Annotated in this window: 18 protein-coding genes and 1 pseudogene; 8 read left to right on the forward strand and 11 right to left on the reverse strand. The window is 38.6% G+C overall.

Going from position 1 to position 16728, the window contains the following annotated elements; genetic code table 11:
• Positions 1 to 10: 10 nt before the first annotated feature.
• A complete protein-coding gene (locus tag ACQ86H_RS09390; RefSeq protein WP_431294623.1) occupies positions 11 to 757 on the reverse strand; it encodes a TrmH family RNA methyltransferase in 747 nt (248 codons plus the stop codon).
• Between ACQ86H_RS09390 and ACQ86H_RS09395 the strand changes: the two genes are divergently transcribed.
• The 3 genes from ACQ86H_RS09395 to ACQ86H_RS09405 are packed head-to-tail and all read left to right on the forward strand — an operon-like array spanning position 748 to position 3171.
• Positions 748 to 1527, forward strand: coding sequence for a hypothetical protein (locus ACQ86H_RS09395; RefSeq protein ID WP_431294624.1), 780 nt, complete (start codon positions 748 to 750; stop codon positions 1525 to 1527). The genes ACQ86H_RS09390 and ACQ86H_RS09395 overlap by 10 nt on opposite strands.
• A complete protein-coding gene (locus tag ACQ86H_RS09400) occupies positions 1469 to 2512 on the forward strand; it encodes a hypothetical protein (protein ID WP_431294625.1) in 1044 nt (347 codons plus the stop codon). Before ACQ86H_RS09395 ends, ACQ86H_RS09400 begins: the two co-directional genes overlap by 59 nt.
• Positions 2491 to 3171: a BamA/TamA family outer membrane protein gene (locus tag ACQ86H_RS09405; RefSeq protein ID WP_431294626.1), complete on the forward strand. Its 681-nt coding sequence runs from the start codon at positions 2491 to 2493 to the stop codon at positions 3169 to 3171. The genes ACQ86H_RS09400 and ACQ86H_RS09405 overlap by 22 nt, the downstream gene beginning before the upstream one ends.
• Here the strand turns inward: ACQ86H_RS09405 and ACQ86H_RS09410 are convergent, their stop codons facing one another.
• From ACQ86H_RS09410 to ACQ86H_RS09455, 10 genes are all read right to left on the reverse strand, one after another.
• Positions 3172 to 3738, reverse strand: coding sequence for a 2'-5' RNA ligase family protein (locus tag ACQ86H_RS09410; RefSeq protein ID WP_431294627.1), 567 nt, complete (start codon positions 3736 to 3738; stop codon positions 3172 to 3174).
• A gap of 531 nt (positions 3739 to 4269) precedes the next feature.
• Positions 4270 to 4800 (reverse strand): hypothetical protein, encoded by a 531-nt coding sequence (locus tag ACQ86H_RS09415; protein ID WP_138822147.1) that lies wholly within the window; start codon positions 4798 to 4800, stop codon positions 4270 to 4272.
• Complete coding sequence (locus ACQ86H_RS09420) at positions 4797 to 5291, reverse strand: hypothetical protein (RefSeq protein ID WP_431294628.1); 495 nt, start codon at positions 5289 to 5291, stop codon at positions 4797 to 4799. Before ACQ86H_RS09420 ends, ACQ86H_RS09415 begins: the two co-directional genes overlap by 4 nt.
• Before the next feature lie 92 nt (positions 5292 to 5383).
• Complete coding sequence (locus ACQ86H_RS09425; RefSeq protein ID WP_431294629.1) at positions 5384 to 7060, reverse strand: patatin-like phospholipase family protein; 1677 nt, start codon at positions 7058 to 7060, stop codon at positions 5384 to 5386.
• An 82-nt stretch (positions 7061 to 7142) separates the two neighbouring features.
• Positions 7143 to 7616, reverse strand: a complete 474-nt coding sequence (locus tag ACQ86H_RS09430) for a TspO/MBR family protein (RefSeq protein WP_431294630.1) — start codon at positions 7614 to 7616, stop codon at positions 7143 to 7145.
• Positions 7617 to 7661: 45 nt separating this feature from the next.
• On the reverse strand, positions 7662 to 7820 hold the full coding sequence (locus tag ACQ86H_RS09435; protein ID WP_431294631.1) for a hypothetical protein: 159 nt from the start codon (positions 7818 to 7820) through the stop codon (positions 7662 to 7664).
• A gap of 17 nt (positions 7821 to 7837) precedes the next feature.
• On the reverse strand, positions 7838 to 8368 hold the full coding sequence (locus tag ACQ86H_RS09440; RefSeq protein ID WP_431294632.1) for a hypothetical protein: 531 nt from the start codon (positions 8366 to 8368) through the stop codon (positions 7838 to 7840).
• Between the two features lie 20 nt (positions 8369 to 8388).
• Positions 8389 to 8916 (reverse strand): M20/M25/M40 family metallo-hydrolase, encoded by a 528-nt coding sequence (locus ACQ86H_RS09445; RefSeq protein WP_431294633.1) that lies wholly within the window; start codon positions 8914 to 8916, stop codon positions 8389 to 8391.
• 240 nt (positions 8917 to 9156) lie between these two features.
• A complete protein-coding gene (locus tag ACQ86H_RS09450) occupies positions 9157 to 9777 on the reverse strand; it encodes a hypothetical protein (RefSeq protein ID WP_431294634.1) in 621 nt (206 codons plus the stop codon).
• A 537-nt stretch (positions 9778 to 10314) separates the two neighbouring features.
• The gene (locus ACQ86H_RS09455) at positions 10315 to 11169 is read right to left on the reverse strand and encodes an alpha/beta fold hydrolase (RefSeq protein WP_431294635.1); all 855 of its coding nucleotides are present in this window, start codon (positions 11167 to 11169) and stop codon (positions 10315 to 10317) included.
• 307 nt (positions 11170 to 11476) lie between these two features.
• Between ACQ86H_RS09455 and ACQ86H_RS09460 the strand changes: the two genes are divergently transcribed.
• The 5 genes and pseudogenes from ACQ86H_RS09460 to ACQ86H_RS09480 form a co-directional block, all read left to right on the forward strand.
• Positions 11477 to 12136: a hypothetical protein gene (locus ACQ86H_RS09460; RefSeq protein ID WP_431294636.1), complete on the forward strand. Its 660-nt coding sequence runs from the start codon at positions 11477 to 11479 to the stop codon at positions 12134 to 12136.
• Positions 12127 to 13362, forward strand: a complete 1236-nt coding sequence (locus ACQ86H_RS09465; RefSeq protein ID WP_431294637.1) for a hypothetical protein — start codon at positions 12127 to 12129, stop codon at positions 13360 to 13362. The genes ACQ86H_RS09460 and ACQ86H_RS09465 overlap by 10 nt, the downstream gene beginning before the upstream one ends.
• A gap of 447 nt (positions 13363 to 13809) precedes the next feature.
• On the forward strand, positions 13810 to 14871 hold the full coding sequence (locus ACQ86H_RS09470) for a rhamnogalacturonan acetylesterase (protein ID WP_431294638.1): 1062 nt from the start codon (positions 13810 to 13812) through the stop codon (positions 14869 to 14871).
• 10 nt (positions 14872 to 14881) lie between these two features.
• Positions 14882 to 15184 carry a hypothetical protein gene (locus ACQ86H_RS09475; protein ID WP_431294639.1) on the forward strand — a complete coding sequence of 101 codons (303 nt, stop codon included), beginning with the start codon at positions 14882 to 14884 and terminating at the stop codon, positions 15182 to 15184.
• Positions 15185 to 15347: 163 nt separating this feature from the next.
• Positions 15348 to 16687, forward strand: a pseudogene (locus tag ACQ86H_RS09480) (beta-L-arabinofuranosidase domain-containing protein); the annotation flags it as partial.
• Between the last annotated feature and the right edge of the window lie 41 nt (positions 16688 to 16728).

A 16728-nucleotide genomic window follows, 5' to 3' on the forward strand; every position in this document is an offset into this window, starting at 1 on the left:
ATATCTCAATTTAATTTCGAACTCGCACTAACTCAGCGCAAAAGATTGCGGCGCTTACGGCTACGTTTAGCGATTCGGCTTCCCCGATTTTCGGAATGGTGACCGGTGTATTTATTTTTTTGATGACTTCTGCCGATATTCCCTTTCCTTCATTACCTAAAATTACCAATCCTTCAGTTCCCCATTGCGTTTTGTAAATCGATTCACCATCTAACAATGCCCCAAATACAGGGATGGTATTCTTCTCTAATAATACTGGTAAATCTGCTTCATAAATATTTATCCGTGACAAAGAGCCCATGGTGGCCTGTACCGTTTTTGGATTAAATACTTCTACAGAGTCGGCAGAGCAGATGATGTTTTTAAAGCCAAACCAATCTGCCGTACGGATAATGGTGCCCATATTGCCCGGATCCTGAACACCATCTAACACTAAAGTAAACTCATTTTTCAACTCTTTTAGATCCAATTCCTTGTTTTTGGGGATGTGGACCAACGCTAAAAAGCCTTGTGGTGTTTGCAGCGTACTAATCTTGTCTAATTCAGCGTTCTTTACTTCAAATAAGTTTATATTTGCGGGTAATTTGGGTAACAAATTGTATTGTTCGCTGTTGTAAAATATAGTGTGGATCTGGTAGCTTGATTGGAAAAATTCTTGTATGGATTTTATACCTTCAACAATAAATAAACCATGTTCTTTACGATATTTTTTTTGATGTAACGATTTTATAAAACTAATCTGTGATTTTGAAAGCATACCAAAACTCAATAAATATTAAACTGAAAAGCACTGCAATATTACTATTTATTATTGTTTTAATTCAGGCCTGCTCGTCAACTAAGTATATTGCCGACTATCAATCGATAGTGAAAAAGGTAACTATTGATAGCGTTGATGCTAAGTTTGAAGAACAGGCTTATAATTATGTTCAGAAAGATATCAGGCCAGCTTCCAAGCTGAGTATTCAGGTGCCGTTATATAACCTTTTTAATACAAAAGATGGTCGGTATAAAACCAGTGATATTAAGCCTTTTGGTACACCTCCAGCCATTTTAGATAGCACATTGGTCGAAATTTCGAGAACCCAGATACAGAAATTTTTAAAAAGTAAGGGTTACCGCCAGGCGGAAGTAACTTCTGCCATAAAGATTGCGGATAAAAAGGCCGAAATTGTATTCAGTGCAAAACCGGGACCTGCTTATTTTATCGAGAAACTTTCTGATTCGATACCAAATCGAAATATTAAAAACCTTTATGAATCAAATAAGGCTAAAATAACCCATTTACATAAGGGAATGCAATACGATGAAGACTCTTTAACGTATGAAAGGGAACAGATTTACCGCATTATGAAAGAAAACGGATATTTTTATTTCTTAAGGCCTTATGTTAATTTCGACGTTTATGGTGCAGAGCCTACTTCTAAAACCAATAAAATTGATCTGAACCTGAATGTAGCCAACCCTAATGATGGCGAACATAAGCAGTTCAATATTGGATATACCCACTATGATTATTGCACCTAACCCTGATGGTTTTCCTGATTCGGTGCGTTATAAGCTGAGTAAAGACACGGTTAACGGCATTATATTTACGGATTTTTCCAAACGCTACCGCAGAAACCCGATTGTGAGGTATGATTTTCTGAAGCAGGGGGAACTTTACGATATCCGGAATGAAAACCTCACTTACGATCGATTATATGAGCTCAATATCTTCAAAAATGTAAAGATCGATTATTTCAGAAGAGACAGTACTTCAAATAAAGTAAATGCCGTAATCCAGCTTATTCCGCAAAAGGTGATGACTAACCGTGTGGAAGGTGAGGTGCCGTTTAATGGAGGTACAGTAGGGTTTACGATCGGAAATACCTATACCAATAACAATATCTTCAGAGGAGCAGAACGATTTGAACTTCAGGTAAAAGGTGGTTTACAATCAAGAATTGGCAACGGCGCTAAACCCTTTAGTGATATTTATCAGCGCGATTTTTCAATCAGTTCGAGTATTACGGTGCCCAGATTAATGATTCCTTTCTACAACCCGGTTTTGGGTGGTAATGGAATGCCACACACCACTTTTTCAAGCAGTTATATTTATGCTTTGCAGAAAGATGTATCAGTAAGAAGAATCTTTATCAATTCGATTACTTACGATTGGTTTGAAACCAAATCTAAGTTACACTCATTTACCCCATTGAATTTCGAATACCGTTTTGGCTATTTAGACCCTAACGTTGATGCCCAAACCGTATTGAACAACCTTTATTACTCCACCTTATTAGGTCGTAAGGATTTAACACTGGGGATGAAGTATACCTATACCTTGAATGCAAATAAGTTAAATGAATACCGGTCTTTTGTTTATTTAAGGGCTGGAATGGATATTGCGGGTAATATGTTGCAGGGCATATCTAGCTTAATCGGCAAAAAGGTGATGCGGCAAACAATAATCCTGCAAGAATATTGGGTTTGCCATTTAACCAGTATATGCGCCCTGAGGTTGACCTGAGGTGGTACAAACACTTGGGTGGGGAGCGGCAGTTTGTTGCCCGTTTAAACGCAGGGGTAGCTTATGCCTACGGAAATTCGGTGTTAACAGGTATTCCGTTTGAAAAGCAGTTTTTTGCCGGTGGATCGAGCGGAATAAGGGCCTGGCAGGCGAGAACCATCGGGCCTGGCAACTACGATAGAGGCATTTTAAGGAGTGATACACTGAGAAAGGCATTTTTTGGGCTTGATCAGCTTGGAACCATGCGGATCGAGACCAATTTTGAATACCGTTTTACTGTGGCCAAAAAGTTTTTTGGTGCCACATTAAAAGGCGCAGCCTTTGTTGATATTGGTAACGTATGGAATCTACGTAAAGGAGAATCAATTCTCGTTGCAACTCCGGCACTTGATGAACAAACCGTATTTAAATTAAGTAAATTTGCGCAACAGCTGGCTGTTGGAACGGGTTTAGGACTTAGATACGATGTGCAATATTTTGTGTTTAGGTTTGATGTGGGTTTAAAGCTTAAAGATCCCCAGTTCACAGGGTCGGATCAATGGGTTATCAGTAAGTTTTTATCTGGACCGAGAGATTTTAAAGATAGTTATAATGCTACACATGGGCCTGATACCTATCGTTTTATACAATACAATTTTGGTATTGGCATGCCGTTTTAATTAACCAAAAAGGCTTAAAACTTTGGGTTTTGAATCGGGGTTTTTAAAAGAGAATTCTTTGAAGGGTTGCCATCTTTTATCCGTGTGTTTGTAAACAGAAAAGGATGAAACCTGAAACGCTCGCTTAAATTTTCGGTCTTTAAAATCAGCTATAATTTGTTTGAAAACGGGTTTTATATCCCTAAAAGCTAAAGTTAAATGTGGATTGAATTTTTCTTTTTTCCCGATCAATTTCAAAGGTTGCAGGGCTTTGGTTATCTGTTTTTCCAGCAGCATTAATCCTTCATTTTGTTCAACATCGAGATAAAAGGTATGTTCTGGAAATGAATTGAAATTTTGGAGCACCTGTGTAAAGGGTTGATTAAAGGAGGCATCTGTTAAAGCTCTGAAAAAACGCTCTTCTGCATCATATCCCGAAAGTTTTACCGGAGGGTATAAGGTGATGTGTGCCGGACGTTTTAATGATTCGTGCACGTTAAATTTATCTGAAATGTAGGTTCTGATCTCGTTGATGTCTTCCACAATAGCAATTGGAGGGACGATACATACTAAATAAAGATTTTCCATAAAACAAATTTACTAAAAATTTTAGTATAACTGAAAATGATTATACTGATTATTGCTGTCTGCCGAGCGCATGTTTTTTTGTAAAGCAATTTCAGAAGCTTTTAGCTTACAGCAGTCGCGCTCCCGCTTCTGCCGATAAAAATCGGCATCCCGCTTCGATCGGTTTTTTTTGGGAGGGGTAAAATGTGCTACTATAGGGATAAAATAAACCCGACCGACAGCATTACCCCGATTTTAGTGCCATTTAATTTTGTGAAGATTTATCGGGGTTAAGCAAAGGGCGGGATTGGCGGAACCGAAGAACCATAGGCCTTGCTTTTCTAAAAAATAGAAATTGCATTACATCTTCTGTGATAAACAATGAAGTTAATCGTTAAAAACGATTTGTTATTTCACACTCGTTAGAAACGAGCGTGAGCATGAATTCCAATCGAACCAGAAAGATCCTGAAATAAATTCAGGATGACGATCGTTTATGCAATTGTTCTCTCTTACTGCCGTGGTCTGTGTCCTCACAGATCACTTTAGCGGTCAGACGAGGTTCTTCAACCCATCAAAAATACTTTCGAAAAAGGTAGATAGGTTTAGTCCGTTACTGTGGTTAAAATATACAAATACCAGAAACACAATCACCACAAATATGATGAGTTTGCGGAAGGCGAAGGCAATGATAATGAGTACTATGGGAATGATAAACAGCCACAAACTATTGATGGCGTAAGGACTTAAATCGGTATCTTTTTTATACACATACACGAGTTTGCTGTGCGTACCGGTATCGTTCTGGTGTTTGATGTAAACGAATGTAGATTTATCGATTGGCAGTGGCAGCACGGCAATACCATCATTAAATTTTAAAATCTGGGTGAAACCGCTTACGCTGAAGGTGTAAGTTCCGTTTATATTCTCGTTGGGGTTATTTAACGAATCGGCTGCAATAATGGCTAGTTTATTGTTTTTAAGCAGGTTTTCTTTTACCAGAAAATTGTTGATTGCTGCATTTTGGGCAAAGCCGCAAAAGCCGATTAAACACAGTGATAACAAGAATAAGATTCGTTTCATTCGATAGAACGTTTATTGTAAATTAAATAACCGATATGCAATAATACACCATTTCTTTTAATAGCATCATTATATAAATTATAACTTAGACTAACCGGACCTAAAGGCGAGTGATAAACTAAACCTGCAGTAGCCGCATAGCGTATTTTTGTAATCGCCTTTGCGTAATCTACATCCTGGAAACTGTTCAGCTCAAACTCTTTGTGAGGCAAAAATAAATAACCTTCCAATCTAAAGTCTAGATTTTTTTTAACATTATAAATATTTTTTATTCCGCCGGCTGCGTAGGTGGTTGCCCTAAACTTATCCAGAAATAGCGAGCGGCTATCTTGCAGGGGGTAGAAGGCCGGAGCGGTTAAAAGTGTTGCGTAGTAGTTGCTAAATAAGGGCTGGTTCGAAATAACGCCTTCAATAATATAACCCAAAGTATATTTTTTAAGGTGTAAAAAATAGTTTTCCTGGGTGAGTTTAATGCTGCCCCAATGGTGCAAACGGCTAAGCTCCGGGGTTTTGATAAAACCCGGGGTATTGCGGAAAATATTACCGGGATCATAATTTTCGCGACCAGTGGTATAATTAAAACTTAAAGAAAAACTCTGTCCGTTTGTGGCATATTGTTTTCTGTTAAGCGAATTTTTTCGAGGTTTAACGAACCTCTAAATCCATTAAAAACGGTTTCATCCAACACATCTCCAACACCAAAGGTATTGTTGGGGCTGTAATGATCACTATTATTGATAAAGGTAGAGTGAAGGACAATTTTCGTATTGTAATTTAAAGGCATGCCCATCATCAGATCAATTTTCCGGTCGGATTGCTCGATGTAGATAGGGCGTGGATTTTCGATAAAAATCTGACTGGTATTATAATAATTCCAGTGGTTATAGGTTAGTTCGGCAGCGAGAAATAAGGGCAGCTTAGTTGGATAATCTACACGTCCGTTTACCTGAACTGATTCGTAAAAACGGCCTGAATAAAAGCTGGTTCCAAAGGTGTACGATTTCCTGTTGAGGTAATTGTATTGTGCCCCGAGGAAAACATTGCTGATTGGCCTGGTGGAGATATTCCCGCCCAAATCGAGTTTGAAGCTTTTTTTGGGTTGTGCAACCACCTCAAAAGTATAACTGTCTGTAGCAGCCTGATAAGAAATTTTAGGATATACCGTTTCAAAAGTCTGGTCGGCAACCAGCTTATAGTACCCACGTTTAATATCTTGCAGGTTAAAAGTTACCTTATCACTCTTAAAAAGCCTTTCTACATATTTTTTCTGCTGGCTGTTTACACCTGTTACGATGATATTGCTGAACTTAAGATCTGGCTTTTTCGCATTAAATTTTTTCCTTCTTTGTGCCAGTTCTTCATCGCTTACTCTTTTGCTGATTAACGCTTTAATTCTTGGCATATCGGCCATGGTTGCATCATATCCTTTTTTAATCAGCTCTTCTACAGGGGCAAAATTGGTAACGCTATAAGTAGCTAAATCGGGTTGAATGTATACACCATTTTTACCGATCATGGTAGAGTCTGATTTGGATAGAAACATGTATACCAGAAAGCGGTTCATTAAACGATCGTCGATGTTTTTAGGGTATTCATTATAAGTTTTAGAAGAAACATTGGCACCAATTACATAATCGGGCTTAAAATCTCTTTCCATTACATCGGCAGGGAAATTATTATAGAGTCCACCGTCAAAAACATATTTTCCATCCAGTTTAATAGGCCGGTAGATAATAGGCACGGTCATGGTTGCCCTTACCGCTTCTGCTAAACTTCCTTTGCTTACTGTTATGCTTTTTTGCGAAAGCACATCGGCCACCATACAGCGATAGGGAACAAAAAGATTGTCGAAATTATCTTTAGAAACGGCAGAAGCCTGCGAAAAAAGCTCAAGAAAAGCAAAATTTAATGGAATATCATTAATCAGGTTAGAGCGGAAACTAAAATGAAAACCGGTATCAATAGCCACTTTTGCAGTAAGCATGGAGGCGTTTGGCGCATTTTTCTGGAAATAATAGGTGTAATCGCTGGTGTATCGTCCATTTACCCAATTCTGGAAGTCGTTGCTTAATGCAATTTTTTCTATCTGTGCGGGGCTATAACCTGCGGCATACATGGCGCCGACAATACCGCCCATTGATGTGCCTGTAATGTAATCAATAGGGATGTGGTTTTCTTCTAAAGCTTTTAACGTGCCAATGTGCGACAATCCTTTTGCACCACCTCCGCTAAATACAAGACCTACCTTTTGCGCCTGCAATTGGTTACAGCACAGAACGAAGAGGATCAGCAAAAATCTTTTAAAAGTTACCACTTTCTAAAAATAGGGTTTTCTTTTAAAATTAGTTCAACATGAAAATATTGTACGTTAAAAATGATGCAAAAGTTACCCAAAAAATGTAGGGGATGAATATTAAACCCGCCCATTTGTTTATTTTATAGAAGATAGCTGCATTGATGATAATGATAATTAACAGTAAAATAATTTCAGCCAGGGCAAAACCGATCTCGTGCAGATAAAAGAAAATAAATGACCAGCCTAAATTTAAAATTAACTGGATAAGGTAAATGGCAACTGTTCTGGGGAAATGGACGATTTTATCACGCTTTATCCATACCAGGTAGGCTGCAATACCAATAAGTATATAAAGTGTTGTCCAAACAGGTGCAAAAAGCCAGTTTGGTGGATTAAAGGATGGTTTATTTAATGTCGGATACCAGGTTTTAACTGATTGAGCGGTAGCCCATCCTCCTAAAGCACCAACACCCAGTGTAATGGCTATATTAATAATAAAAGCTAGTGGTCTAAATTTCATTGCGCCAAATTTGAGGTTAAACAATGGTAAATCCCAAATGTTTTATTACCTGCCAATGCCCGGTACTACCGGCAGGCTTTCAGTGTCGTCATTCCCGATACTTTGAACTGCAAATAAATAATTGTCTTTGCTATAAGGCAATCTCAATTCAGTAGCTGAAGTGAAAAATTTCTTTTCCCAAACCGGGCTACTGGTTTCACGCATCAATATATAATAACCTTTTACTGTGCCATTAAGGGGTGCTTTCCAATATAAAAAGTAGAGTTGCTCAGGTTTTTAACATCAACCTTTACTTCAGTTGGGCTGGAAGGTGCTTTAGCCAGATTGGCCAAAACTGCAATATTTACGCCTGTATTTTTACGTAAATATTCGAAATCCATAAATTCCTGAAGGTCGCCATACCTAATGCCTTTCTCTGTTCTAAGGTTCTGGTGCTGATGATCGAAATTTTCGTTCATTTCGGTGATGCGTACCGCTGTATATCCATTTTCTACAAACGGAGTATGATCTCCGCCGCGCAGAAACCTGTCATTTCTGTAAATTAATTTAACTTCCAACTGATCTACATAACGCTCGCCTGTTTCTTTAACATATCGTGCTAACTGACGGCTTTTACCATCGTTCTCTAAACCAAACTGGCGGATAGATTTTGCATTTTTATCCAGCTCGAAACCTGGTAAACCCTCGCTAAATACACGGAGCCTGGTATTGTCTATGATTTGTGTTTCGCTACTGTTGTTGCTGCCAATCATATCATTGTTTAACATGGCATCTACATTCCAGTTTTCTTTTTTGCTTTTGCGGCCATAAACCCAGAACCCAGTAAAGATTGTTCTTCACCACTTACGGCTACAAAAATGATGGTTGCAGGAAATTTATATTGACTCATAATCCTTGCAGCCTCAATTACGCCTGCAACACCACTACCATCATCGTTGGCGCCAGGTGCATCACTGGTTCTGTTCATGACATCGGTAACGCGGCTATCGAGGTGCCCGCTCACCATATACACACGTTTGTCGTTTGCATCAGTCCCTTTTAGTATGGCTACGGCATTGCCTAAAAGTGTAGGCTGGTCTACTCTTTTGCCGTCAGGTTTAAATGTAATGGTATCCAGATATGCGGTAAGCCTGCCATCACTTTGCTTTGCAAATTGATTAAATTTTTTTACTACCCAATTTCTGGCGGCGCCAATTCCTTTTGTTTTGCTTTTAATATCGCTAAGCGTATTTCTGGTTCCGAAAGAGACCATTTTACTGATATATGATTTTAGCGAATCCTGGTTTACATTCCTAACCATTTTATCAATATCCTGATTTCGGTTAACTACAATCTGAGCCTGAATAGATAAACTTATTGTAAAAAAAGTAGGAGTGGGTAGATTTTTTTCATCTGTCGGTTTTGCGAAAATGATGATTTTATTTAAACGAATATATTAATGATTATTGGAATACGCATAGCCAAAACCCAATTGCATGTAACATTTTGGGCATAAAAAAGCCCTCCGAACAGATCAAAGGGCTTAGATTTAATTTTAATATTACCTTGCCACAGTTGGTGCATGTTCTTGTGTTCGGTTCCAGTTGCCAAAAGCTTTTTTTGCTGAAGCTTTGGCTGTATTTAATTCAACATCACCTGCAATGGTTAAAAACGTTTTTTCCGGAGAAATCTGGCTGTAAAAGTTTTTAACATCATCCAGGCTTAATGCATTAATCGAATTTTCATTCACCGTTTGGTCATAATCGTAATCCTGTAGTCTTATGCTGGCGATTAATTTAGCTTTTGCGGTATCAAAAATTTTTTGATCGATTGTGGCGTTCCGGATCAAAGAAGCCATTTCAGTTAAATCTTTTTCGAGATTGGTGCTGGCTGTAGCTAATTTACCACTGTTATCTTTAAAGCTGATGTTCGCGTTTTTGCTCACATTTTCATTTAATACAGCATTTAAAAGCTCAACTACACCATCTTTTTTAGTATTAAATGCTTTAGCATCCAAGGTAAAGCTGGAATAAGCCTTCGGCGACCTGTCGTTTTCAGAAATGATAATGTTCATACCATTTTTAAGTTTGTAGCCAACCGGCTCCTTCAAGGTTTGTGCTTTAGCGGTGTAAACCAATAGGATGGCAATGGCTGATAATGCAATTGTTTTAAATTTGTTCATTTTATTTTTTATGGATAATAAGGATTAAATTCTATTGAATAATGTTGAATAAATATAAGTCTGAATTGTTTTTTGGCCTGATGCATAGGTACTAAAGAACAGAAGATCAGATATGAACGGGCTTATACGTGACGAAAACGGGATCGGATTTCGGCAAATATATATTTTATTCATTTTGTTCATTATTTGTCCAGCTTGGATATTCCTGATGGCTATGCAAAATTTTATTTGTGACGTTAATCTGATAATAAGAATGATTTAATCTTTGAAAAAGATATTGTCCGGCACATTTTTGTAGATTGATCCAGATTAATGTTGATATTGGATTCCAGCGAAGGTTTAGGTGAAAAATGCCGCTACCATTTAATGATTGAATGACCAAATGTACGTCTGCAATCGATTGAGGATGATTGGCTGACCCCAGATCAATACCAGGTATCTGAAAGAATTGATTGCGATGATCCTGCGAAAAGTTAGAAAAGAAGCACAGGCGTTTTTGATCAATAACCTGTATTTTTCTTTGTTACTATGTTTTAACTAATGATGGGTGAAATTTTCTGGCGCATACAGATGATCTGATGCTGATTTTGAACTCACGTCTTCTATAAAGTTTTTTATTTCCCTTATTGTTTCTTCTGGTTCGCTAATGTGCGGAAAGTGACCGGTGGCTTTCATCACAACCAGAAAATTGTCTGGCGTATTATCATGAATAAATTCTCCAACCGATAATGGAACCATGGCATCGTTAGTACATTGCAAGGTAAGACTTGGTACTTCGAGGTTTTTTAATTTGTCTCTGTAATCGGCTTTAAAGGTGGCCATTGCAAAGGCAAGGGCCACACTTGGCTCTGTCGCCTCAAAACATTCCTGTAAAAAATCAGACAGTTCGGGTTTAGAAGGGCTGTCTATCACCACTGGTACCAATTGTTTGCTCCAGGCTACATAATCACTGGCGATATGTTCAAAAATGGTTTCAATATCTCCTGTATTAAATCCTCCGATATAGTGATGATCGTTTAAATACCTTGGCGAAGGACCAATAAAAACAAGTTTTTTAAATACTTCCGGCATCTGTAATGCGGCAATCATGCCAATCATACTGCTAACCGAGTGTCCAACAAATATAATGTTCTTCAGATCAAGCGCTTCTATAATTTCAATTACATCGCAGGCATATCCTTCAAGAGTGGCATATTTCCGTTGCTCGTATTGGCTTAGGTCTGAATCGCCCGATCCTACATAATCAAATAAGATTACTTTATAGTCTTTCAGAAAAGCATCTGTAATAAATTTCCAGGAACTTTGCGCACAGCCAAAGCCATGTGCAAATACAATAACCTGGCTACCTTCGCCAAGGATATTTACATTATTTCTGAGCAGTATAGGATGCAAAATGTTTGGTTTTAAAATTTATAATTAAGTTAAACAATGTAACGGTTTTTTTATAAAAAAATAAAAAATGAACAAAACGCTCCATTGTAACCCGTGAACAGACATTCGACTTCCATTTTAATGTTCTTAATTTCTTAATGGTCAAATGTTTGTTGGATTTTTATTATTACGAAGTTTAGGGGGCTAAGGTTTTGGAAATGGAAAATTAAAATGTTTATGATAATGAAACTGCACTGTAAAATTATATACTTTACTCATAATCATTATCTTGCATGTTATCTGCTAACCGAAAAAGCCAATATCCCCGATGAAAAAGTCAGTTCCAGTTTTTTTTATTATCTGTGTGTTCTTTCTGAATGCATCTGCTCAGGTTAATTTAAAGGGTGTTAAACCTAATGGAGCAACTGTTTCCGCCAGGCAAAAGGAACTGGTTGTTAGCTGGCCTGTTGGCAATAGCGCCATTGGTAAAATGGTTCTTGATCTGGAAAATGGGAGACCACTGTTCAGCAGTTTGCAGATGGGTAAACCAGGCGACTTAAAAGAAGTAGCTGCTCATCTCGATCCTGCGTTTGTGTTGAGAATAGGTAAACGTACCTTAAGTCCAAACAGTGGAGGCTGGGATGTTTTTTTCGATCGTGTTCCAACCAGGCCATATACCACAAATGTAGTAAAGTTTGCTAAGGGAGCTACGAGTGTTTTTACAAAGGGTGCACAAACTGTAGTGCGAATAAATGGAGTGCAATGCGAAACATTTAGCGGCGCTTTGGAAATAACGTGCTATAATGGAAGCCCTTTGTTTAATGTAGCAGCTGTAGTATCTACTCCAAAAGATTCAACAGCTATTTTGTACGATGCTGGATTGATAAGCAAAAAAGATAACTGGTCTAGTGTAGCCTGGTCTGATGTAAAGGAAATCTTCAGCGGGAAAAGGCAGCTAAAGCAGATCCAGGTAAAAATTTGGAAGTAAAATACCGTACCGTTATCGGCGAAAGTAAAAGTGGAAGTTTGGCTGTTTTTCCTGCCCCACATCAATACTTTTATCCCCTGGATGAAGCTTTTAACCTTAAATTTACCTGGAAAGGGAGCAACTACCTAAATCTGATTCCCGATTTTGGTATTGGCATCCGTCAGGATCCTTTAGGAGATAAACGTTATGTACCATGGTTTAATGCACCTCCCAATACCCGGCAGCGCCTTAACTTTTTCTGTTTGTTAAGCACAGGGAAAGCAGACGCAGCTTTGGCAGAAGTTAAAAAGTTTACGCATAACGATACTTATGTGCCCTTGGCGGGCTATAAAACAATGGCCAGCCACTTCCACAACGAGTTTATTTCGGATGTGGTGCTGAGCGGAAAAGCCATTCCTGAAAAACCGGAATTTGTTGACGTATTAAAAAAAGCAGGTTTAAATATTGTTAAGCTTGCTGAATTTCATGGGCCAGGACATCCAAAAGGACCGGATTCTATTCGTTTAAAAGAATTAGATGCCTTATTTAAACAAACCAAAAGGTTATCTGATTCTAATTTTTTACTGTTACCGGGAGAAGAAGCCAATAATTTTTATGGCGGGCATTGGCTGGCATTTTTTCCTAAACCAGTTTATTGGATGATGTCGAGAAAAAGCGATCTGCCTTTCGAAACCGACGATCCAAAATACGGGAAGGTTTATCGCGTTAACGACAAGGCTGAAATGTTAAAATTATTGGAAAAGGAGCAAGGCCTGGCGTGGACAGCCCATGCCCGAACAAAGGCCTCAACCGGTTATCCTGATAAATATAAAGAAGAAGACTTTTTTAAATCAGAGACTTTTATGGGGGCCGCCTGGAAAGCGATTCCCGGCGATCTTTCTTTGCCAACTTTAAGTAAAAGAGTATTGAACTTAATGGACGATATGGCCAATTGGGGGCTGAAAAAACATATCATTTCTGAGGCAGACATCTTTACCATAACCAGGCAAAATGAAATGTATGCACATTTAAACGTGAATTATTTACAGATGGATAAGTTACCAAACTATGCAGATGGCTGGAAGCCTGTTTTAGATGTAATCCGCGAAGGCAAATTTTTTGTTTCTACGGGAGAGGTATTGATTCCGAAATTTAACATTAATGGAAAAGGTGCAGGGGAAACACTAAAAATTGATAATAATGGTAAAGCAAAGATAAATATGCAACTCAACTGGACATTCCCTTAAGTTTTGTTGAAATTGTATCGGGTGACGGGTCAAAGGTCTATCGTAACCGTATTAATTTAAACACTACCTAGGCTTTTGGGAAAAAAGATTACAATTGGGCAACTAATTTAAAAGACCGTAAGTGGGTAAGGGTAGAGGCCTGGGACATAGCAACAAATGGTGCTTTTACACAAATGATTTGGTTGGAATAAAGTTTTTAATGACCATAAATGGCATCCTTTATACGGAAAACTAATTGATCAAGCTTTTATAGTTAGCCACCAGATCAACCGATAGACTTGTTTTTTGACCTTAGCGAGAAGATATTTTTTAAATAAAGAGTACCCGGATTCTAAAATCATCTGTTCATTATCGTTTGAAATGGAAATTGTTTTTATATCTTCGTAAGATAATCGTCTTTACGACGTTTAATTAGCCAGATTTCAATTTTATGAGAAAACGGTCTGAATGTATAAAACCATTGCGCCTGATCGTGCAGCAAAACCAAACGATATGAGCATTCAAAAGTTTATTAAACCATTTATTTTCCTTGGTTTAATGGTCAATCTATCACAGGCGCAGGAAAAAAACAGTTACAAATTAGATTTCGGACCTGGAAAGGTTGTTAAAGGTTATACACAAGTTTTACCTAATGATGCTTACAGTAAAGAAAAAGGCTTTGGTTTTGATTTTGATTCGAAAGTTGAAGGTATAAATTATGACGGGAAGAATCTTTTAACTTCAGATCTGGTTAAGAGCAGTAAACCATTTTATTTTTCGGTTTCGGTGCCTGAAGGGAATTACAAAATCAAGGTGACACTTGGCGATCCAAACGCGGAAATGTTAACTACGGTAAAAGCAGAATCGAGAAGGTTGATGCTCGAAAATGTAAAAACCACGGCAGGACAATCGCTAACCAAAACATTTATTGTAAATGTTAAAGATAGACATATTGCTGGAGAGCAAGCGGTCTCACTAAAACCACGCGAACTTACCAAGCTTGATTGGGATGATAAACTGACTTTGGAATTTGACCATCAAACCGCCTTACAGGCACTCGAAATTAAGAGAGTTGAGGATCAGATTACGGTTTTCCTGGCAGGGAATTCAACAGTTGTGGACCAGGATGATGAACCTTGGGCATCGTGGGGGCAAATGATCCCGCGGTTTTTTAAACCAGGGGTTGCCATTGCCAATCATGCTGAATCGGGCTTAACATTAGGTTCGTTTTTGGGGAGCAAGCGTTTAGCGAAGATTTTAAGTATAATGAAACCTGGCGATTACCTTTTTATTGAATTTGGACATAATGATCAAAAAGATAAAGGACCAGGCGATGGTGCGTATCAATCGTATACTGAAAGATTAAAAACATTTATTTCGGAAGTAAAGAAAAAAGGTGGAATTCTGGTTGTGGTTACCTCAACGAGCAGAAGATCTTTTGGGGCAGCCGGAAAAATTGTAAATTCTCTTGGCGATTTTCCTCGACGCCGCACGGAAGGTCGCTTCCGAAGAGAAAGTGGCTTTAATTGACCTGAATGCTATGACATCAGCTTTGTTTAATGCATTAGGGGAAGGGCCCTCAAAAAAGGCGTTTGTCCATTATCCGGCCAACAGTTATCCTGGCCAGGATAAAGCATTGGCTGATAACACGCATTTTAATCCTTATGGTGCTTATGAAATTGCACAGTGTGTGATCTTAGGCATTAAAGAACAGCAATTGGGTATTGCAAAATATCTGGTAGATGATTTACCAAAATTCGATCCTGCAAAACCAGACGATCCTGCAGACTGGCACTGGCCGGAGAGCCCTAAAAGTAGTGTGGTTAAGCCAGATGGAAATTAGAACAAAATATTAATAAAAGATGAAAAAAATAATAACTGCCGTTTTGATTACCGCCCTGTGCGGAACTGTTTTCGGGCAAACTGCATTACAGCCATTTAGTTTAGCAGAAGTCCGTTTGCTTGGGGGACCTTTTAAACAGGCCCAGGAAACCGATAAAAAATACATGTTATCGCTGGATGCAAACAGGCTTCTGGCGCCATATTTAAGGGAGGCAGGACTAAAACCCAAAGCAGCATCTTATGGTAACTGGGAAAACACCGGTTTAGACGGGCATATCGGCGGACATTATTTGTCGGCCCTGGCTTTGATGTATGCTTCCACCGGCGATGCCAAGGTGAAGGAGCGGATGGAATATATGATCGCCGAATTGGATAAATGTCAGCGCCAAAATGGAGATGGATACCTGGCAGGAATCCCGGGCGGCAAGGAAATCTGGAAAGAGATTAAAGCCGGAAACATTAAATCATCCAGTTTTTCGTTAAATGGAAAATGGGTACCGCTGTATAATATCCATAAAATTTATGCGGGGCTGTACGATGCTTATGCAGTTGCGGGTAATGCGAAAGCAAAGCAGATGCTGATCAAACTAACTGATTGGTGTGTAGACATGGTCTCCAATTTATCCGATCAGCAAATACAGGAATTATTAAAAAGTGAACATGGTGGATTAAATGAAACTTTTGCTCATGTTTACGCGATAACTGGCAAGCAGAAGTATCTTCAACTGGCAAAACGGTTTTCAGATCAATCAATCCTAAATCCACTATTAAAAAATACGGATGCCCTGAACGGTTTACATGCAAATACGCAGATTCCGAAAGTGATTGGTTTTGAGCAGATTGCTTTATTGGATAAAGATGCTGCCTGGGCAAATGCAGCTGCTTTTTTTGGAAAACGGTAGTAGAACATAGAACAGTAGTCATCGGCGGAAATAGCGTAAGAGAACATTTTCATCCCGCCAATGACTTTTCTTCAATGACAGAATCGCGAGAAGGACCCGAAACCTGCAATTCTTACAACATGCTGAAGCTTACTAAACAGTTGTTTTTAGCCGCTCCTTCAAACACTTATCTTGATTATTACGAACGTACACTTTACAATCATATCCTTTCTTCGCAAAGGCCGGAAGGTGGTTTTGTATATTTTACTCCAATGCGGCCAGGGCATTACCGTACCTATTCTAATCCGCAGGAAAGTTTCTGGTGCTGTGTAGGTTCAGGATTGGAGAACCATTGTAAATATGGAGAACTGATTTATGCACACCATGCGAATGATATATATGTGAATCTTTTTATTCCTTCAACCTTAAATTGGAAAGAAAAAGGTATTCAACTTGTACAGCAAACACTTTTTCCAGATGCTGAGAACACGACAATTAAACTTCAGTTAAAAAACAAACAACGTTTTGCCTTACATTTCCGTCAGCCTGCCTGGGTAGAACATGAGAAAATGACTGTGCTGGTAAACGGAAAAAAAGTAACTGCTAAAAGCGAAGCAAATGGTTATGCCAGTATCGATCGTATCTGGAGTACAGGTGACGTTGT

Source organism: Pedobacter sp. P26 (genome assembly GCF_050632135.1).
GTDB lineage: Bacteria > Bacteroidota > Bacteroidia > Sphingobacteriales > Sphingobacteriaceae > Pedobacter.

Bases quoted from the DNA above. Each gene is read 5' to 3' on its own strand.
- ACQ86H_RS09390 (WP_431294623.1), bottom strand. From the start codon at position 757: ATGCTTTCAAAATCACAGATTAGTTTTATAAAATCGTTACATCAAAAA.
- ACQ86H_RS09400 (WP_431294625.1), top strand. From the start codon at position 1,469: ATGATGGCGAACATAAGCAGTTCAATATTGGATATACCCACTATGATT.
- ACQ86H_RS09405 (WP_431294626.1), top strand. From the start codon at position 2,491: ATGCGCCCTGAGGTTGACCTGAGGTGGTACAAACACTTGGGTGGGGAG.
- ACQ86H_RS09410 (WP_431294627.1), bottom strand. From the start codon at position 3,738: ATGGAAAATCTTTATTTAGTATGTATCGTCCCTCCAATTGCTATTGTG.
- ACQ86H_RS09415 (WP_138822147.1), bottom strand. From the start codon at position 4,800: ATGAAACGAATCTTATTCTTGTTATCACTGTGTTTAATCGGCTTTTGC.
- ACQ86H_RS09430 (WP_431294630.1), bottom strand. From the start codon at position 7,616: ATGAAATTTAGACCACTAGCTTTTATTATTAATATAGCCATTACACTG.
- ACQ86H_RS09435 (WP_431294631.1), bottom strand. From the start codon at position 7,820: ATGCGTGAAACCAGTAGCCCGGTTTGGGAAAAGAAATTTTTCACTTCA.
- ACQ86H_RS09440 (WP_431294632.1), bottom strand. From the start codon at position 8,368: ATGATTGGCAGCAACAACAGTAGCGAAACACAAATCATAGACAATACC.
- ACQ86H_RS09445 (WP_431294633.1), bottom strand. From the start codon at position 8,916: ATGGTTAGGAATGTAAACCAGGATTCGCTAAAATCATATATCAGTAAA.
- ACQ86H_RS09450 (WP_431294634.1), bottom strand. From the start codon at position 9,777: ATGAACAAATTTAAAACAATTGCATTATCAGCCATTGCCATCCTATTG.
- ACQ86H_RS09460 (WP_431294636.1), top strand. From the start codon at position 11,477: ATGAAAAAGTCAGTTCCAGTTTTTTTTATTATCTGTGTGTTCTTTCTG.
- ACQ86H_RS09470 (WP_431294638.1), top strand. From the start codon at position 13,810: ATGTATAAAACCATTGCGCCTGATCGTGCAGCAAAACCAAACGATATG.
- ACQ86H_RS09475 (WP_431294639.1), top strand. From the start codon at position 14,882: ATGACATCAGCTTTGTTTAATGCATTAGGGGAAGGGCCCTCAAAAAAG.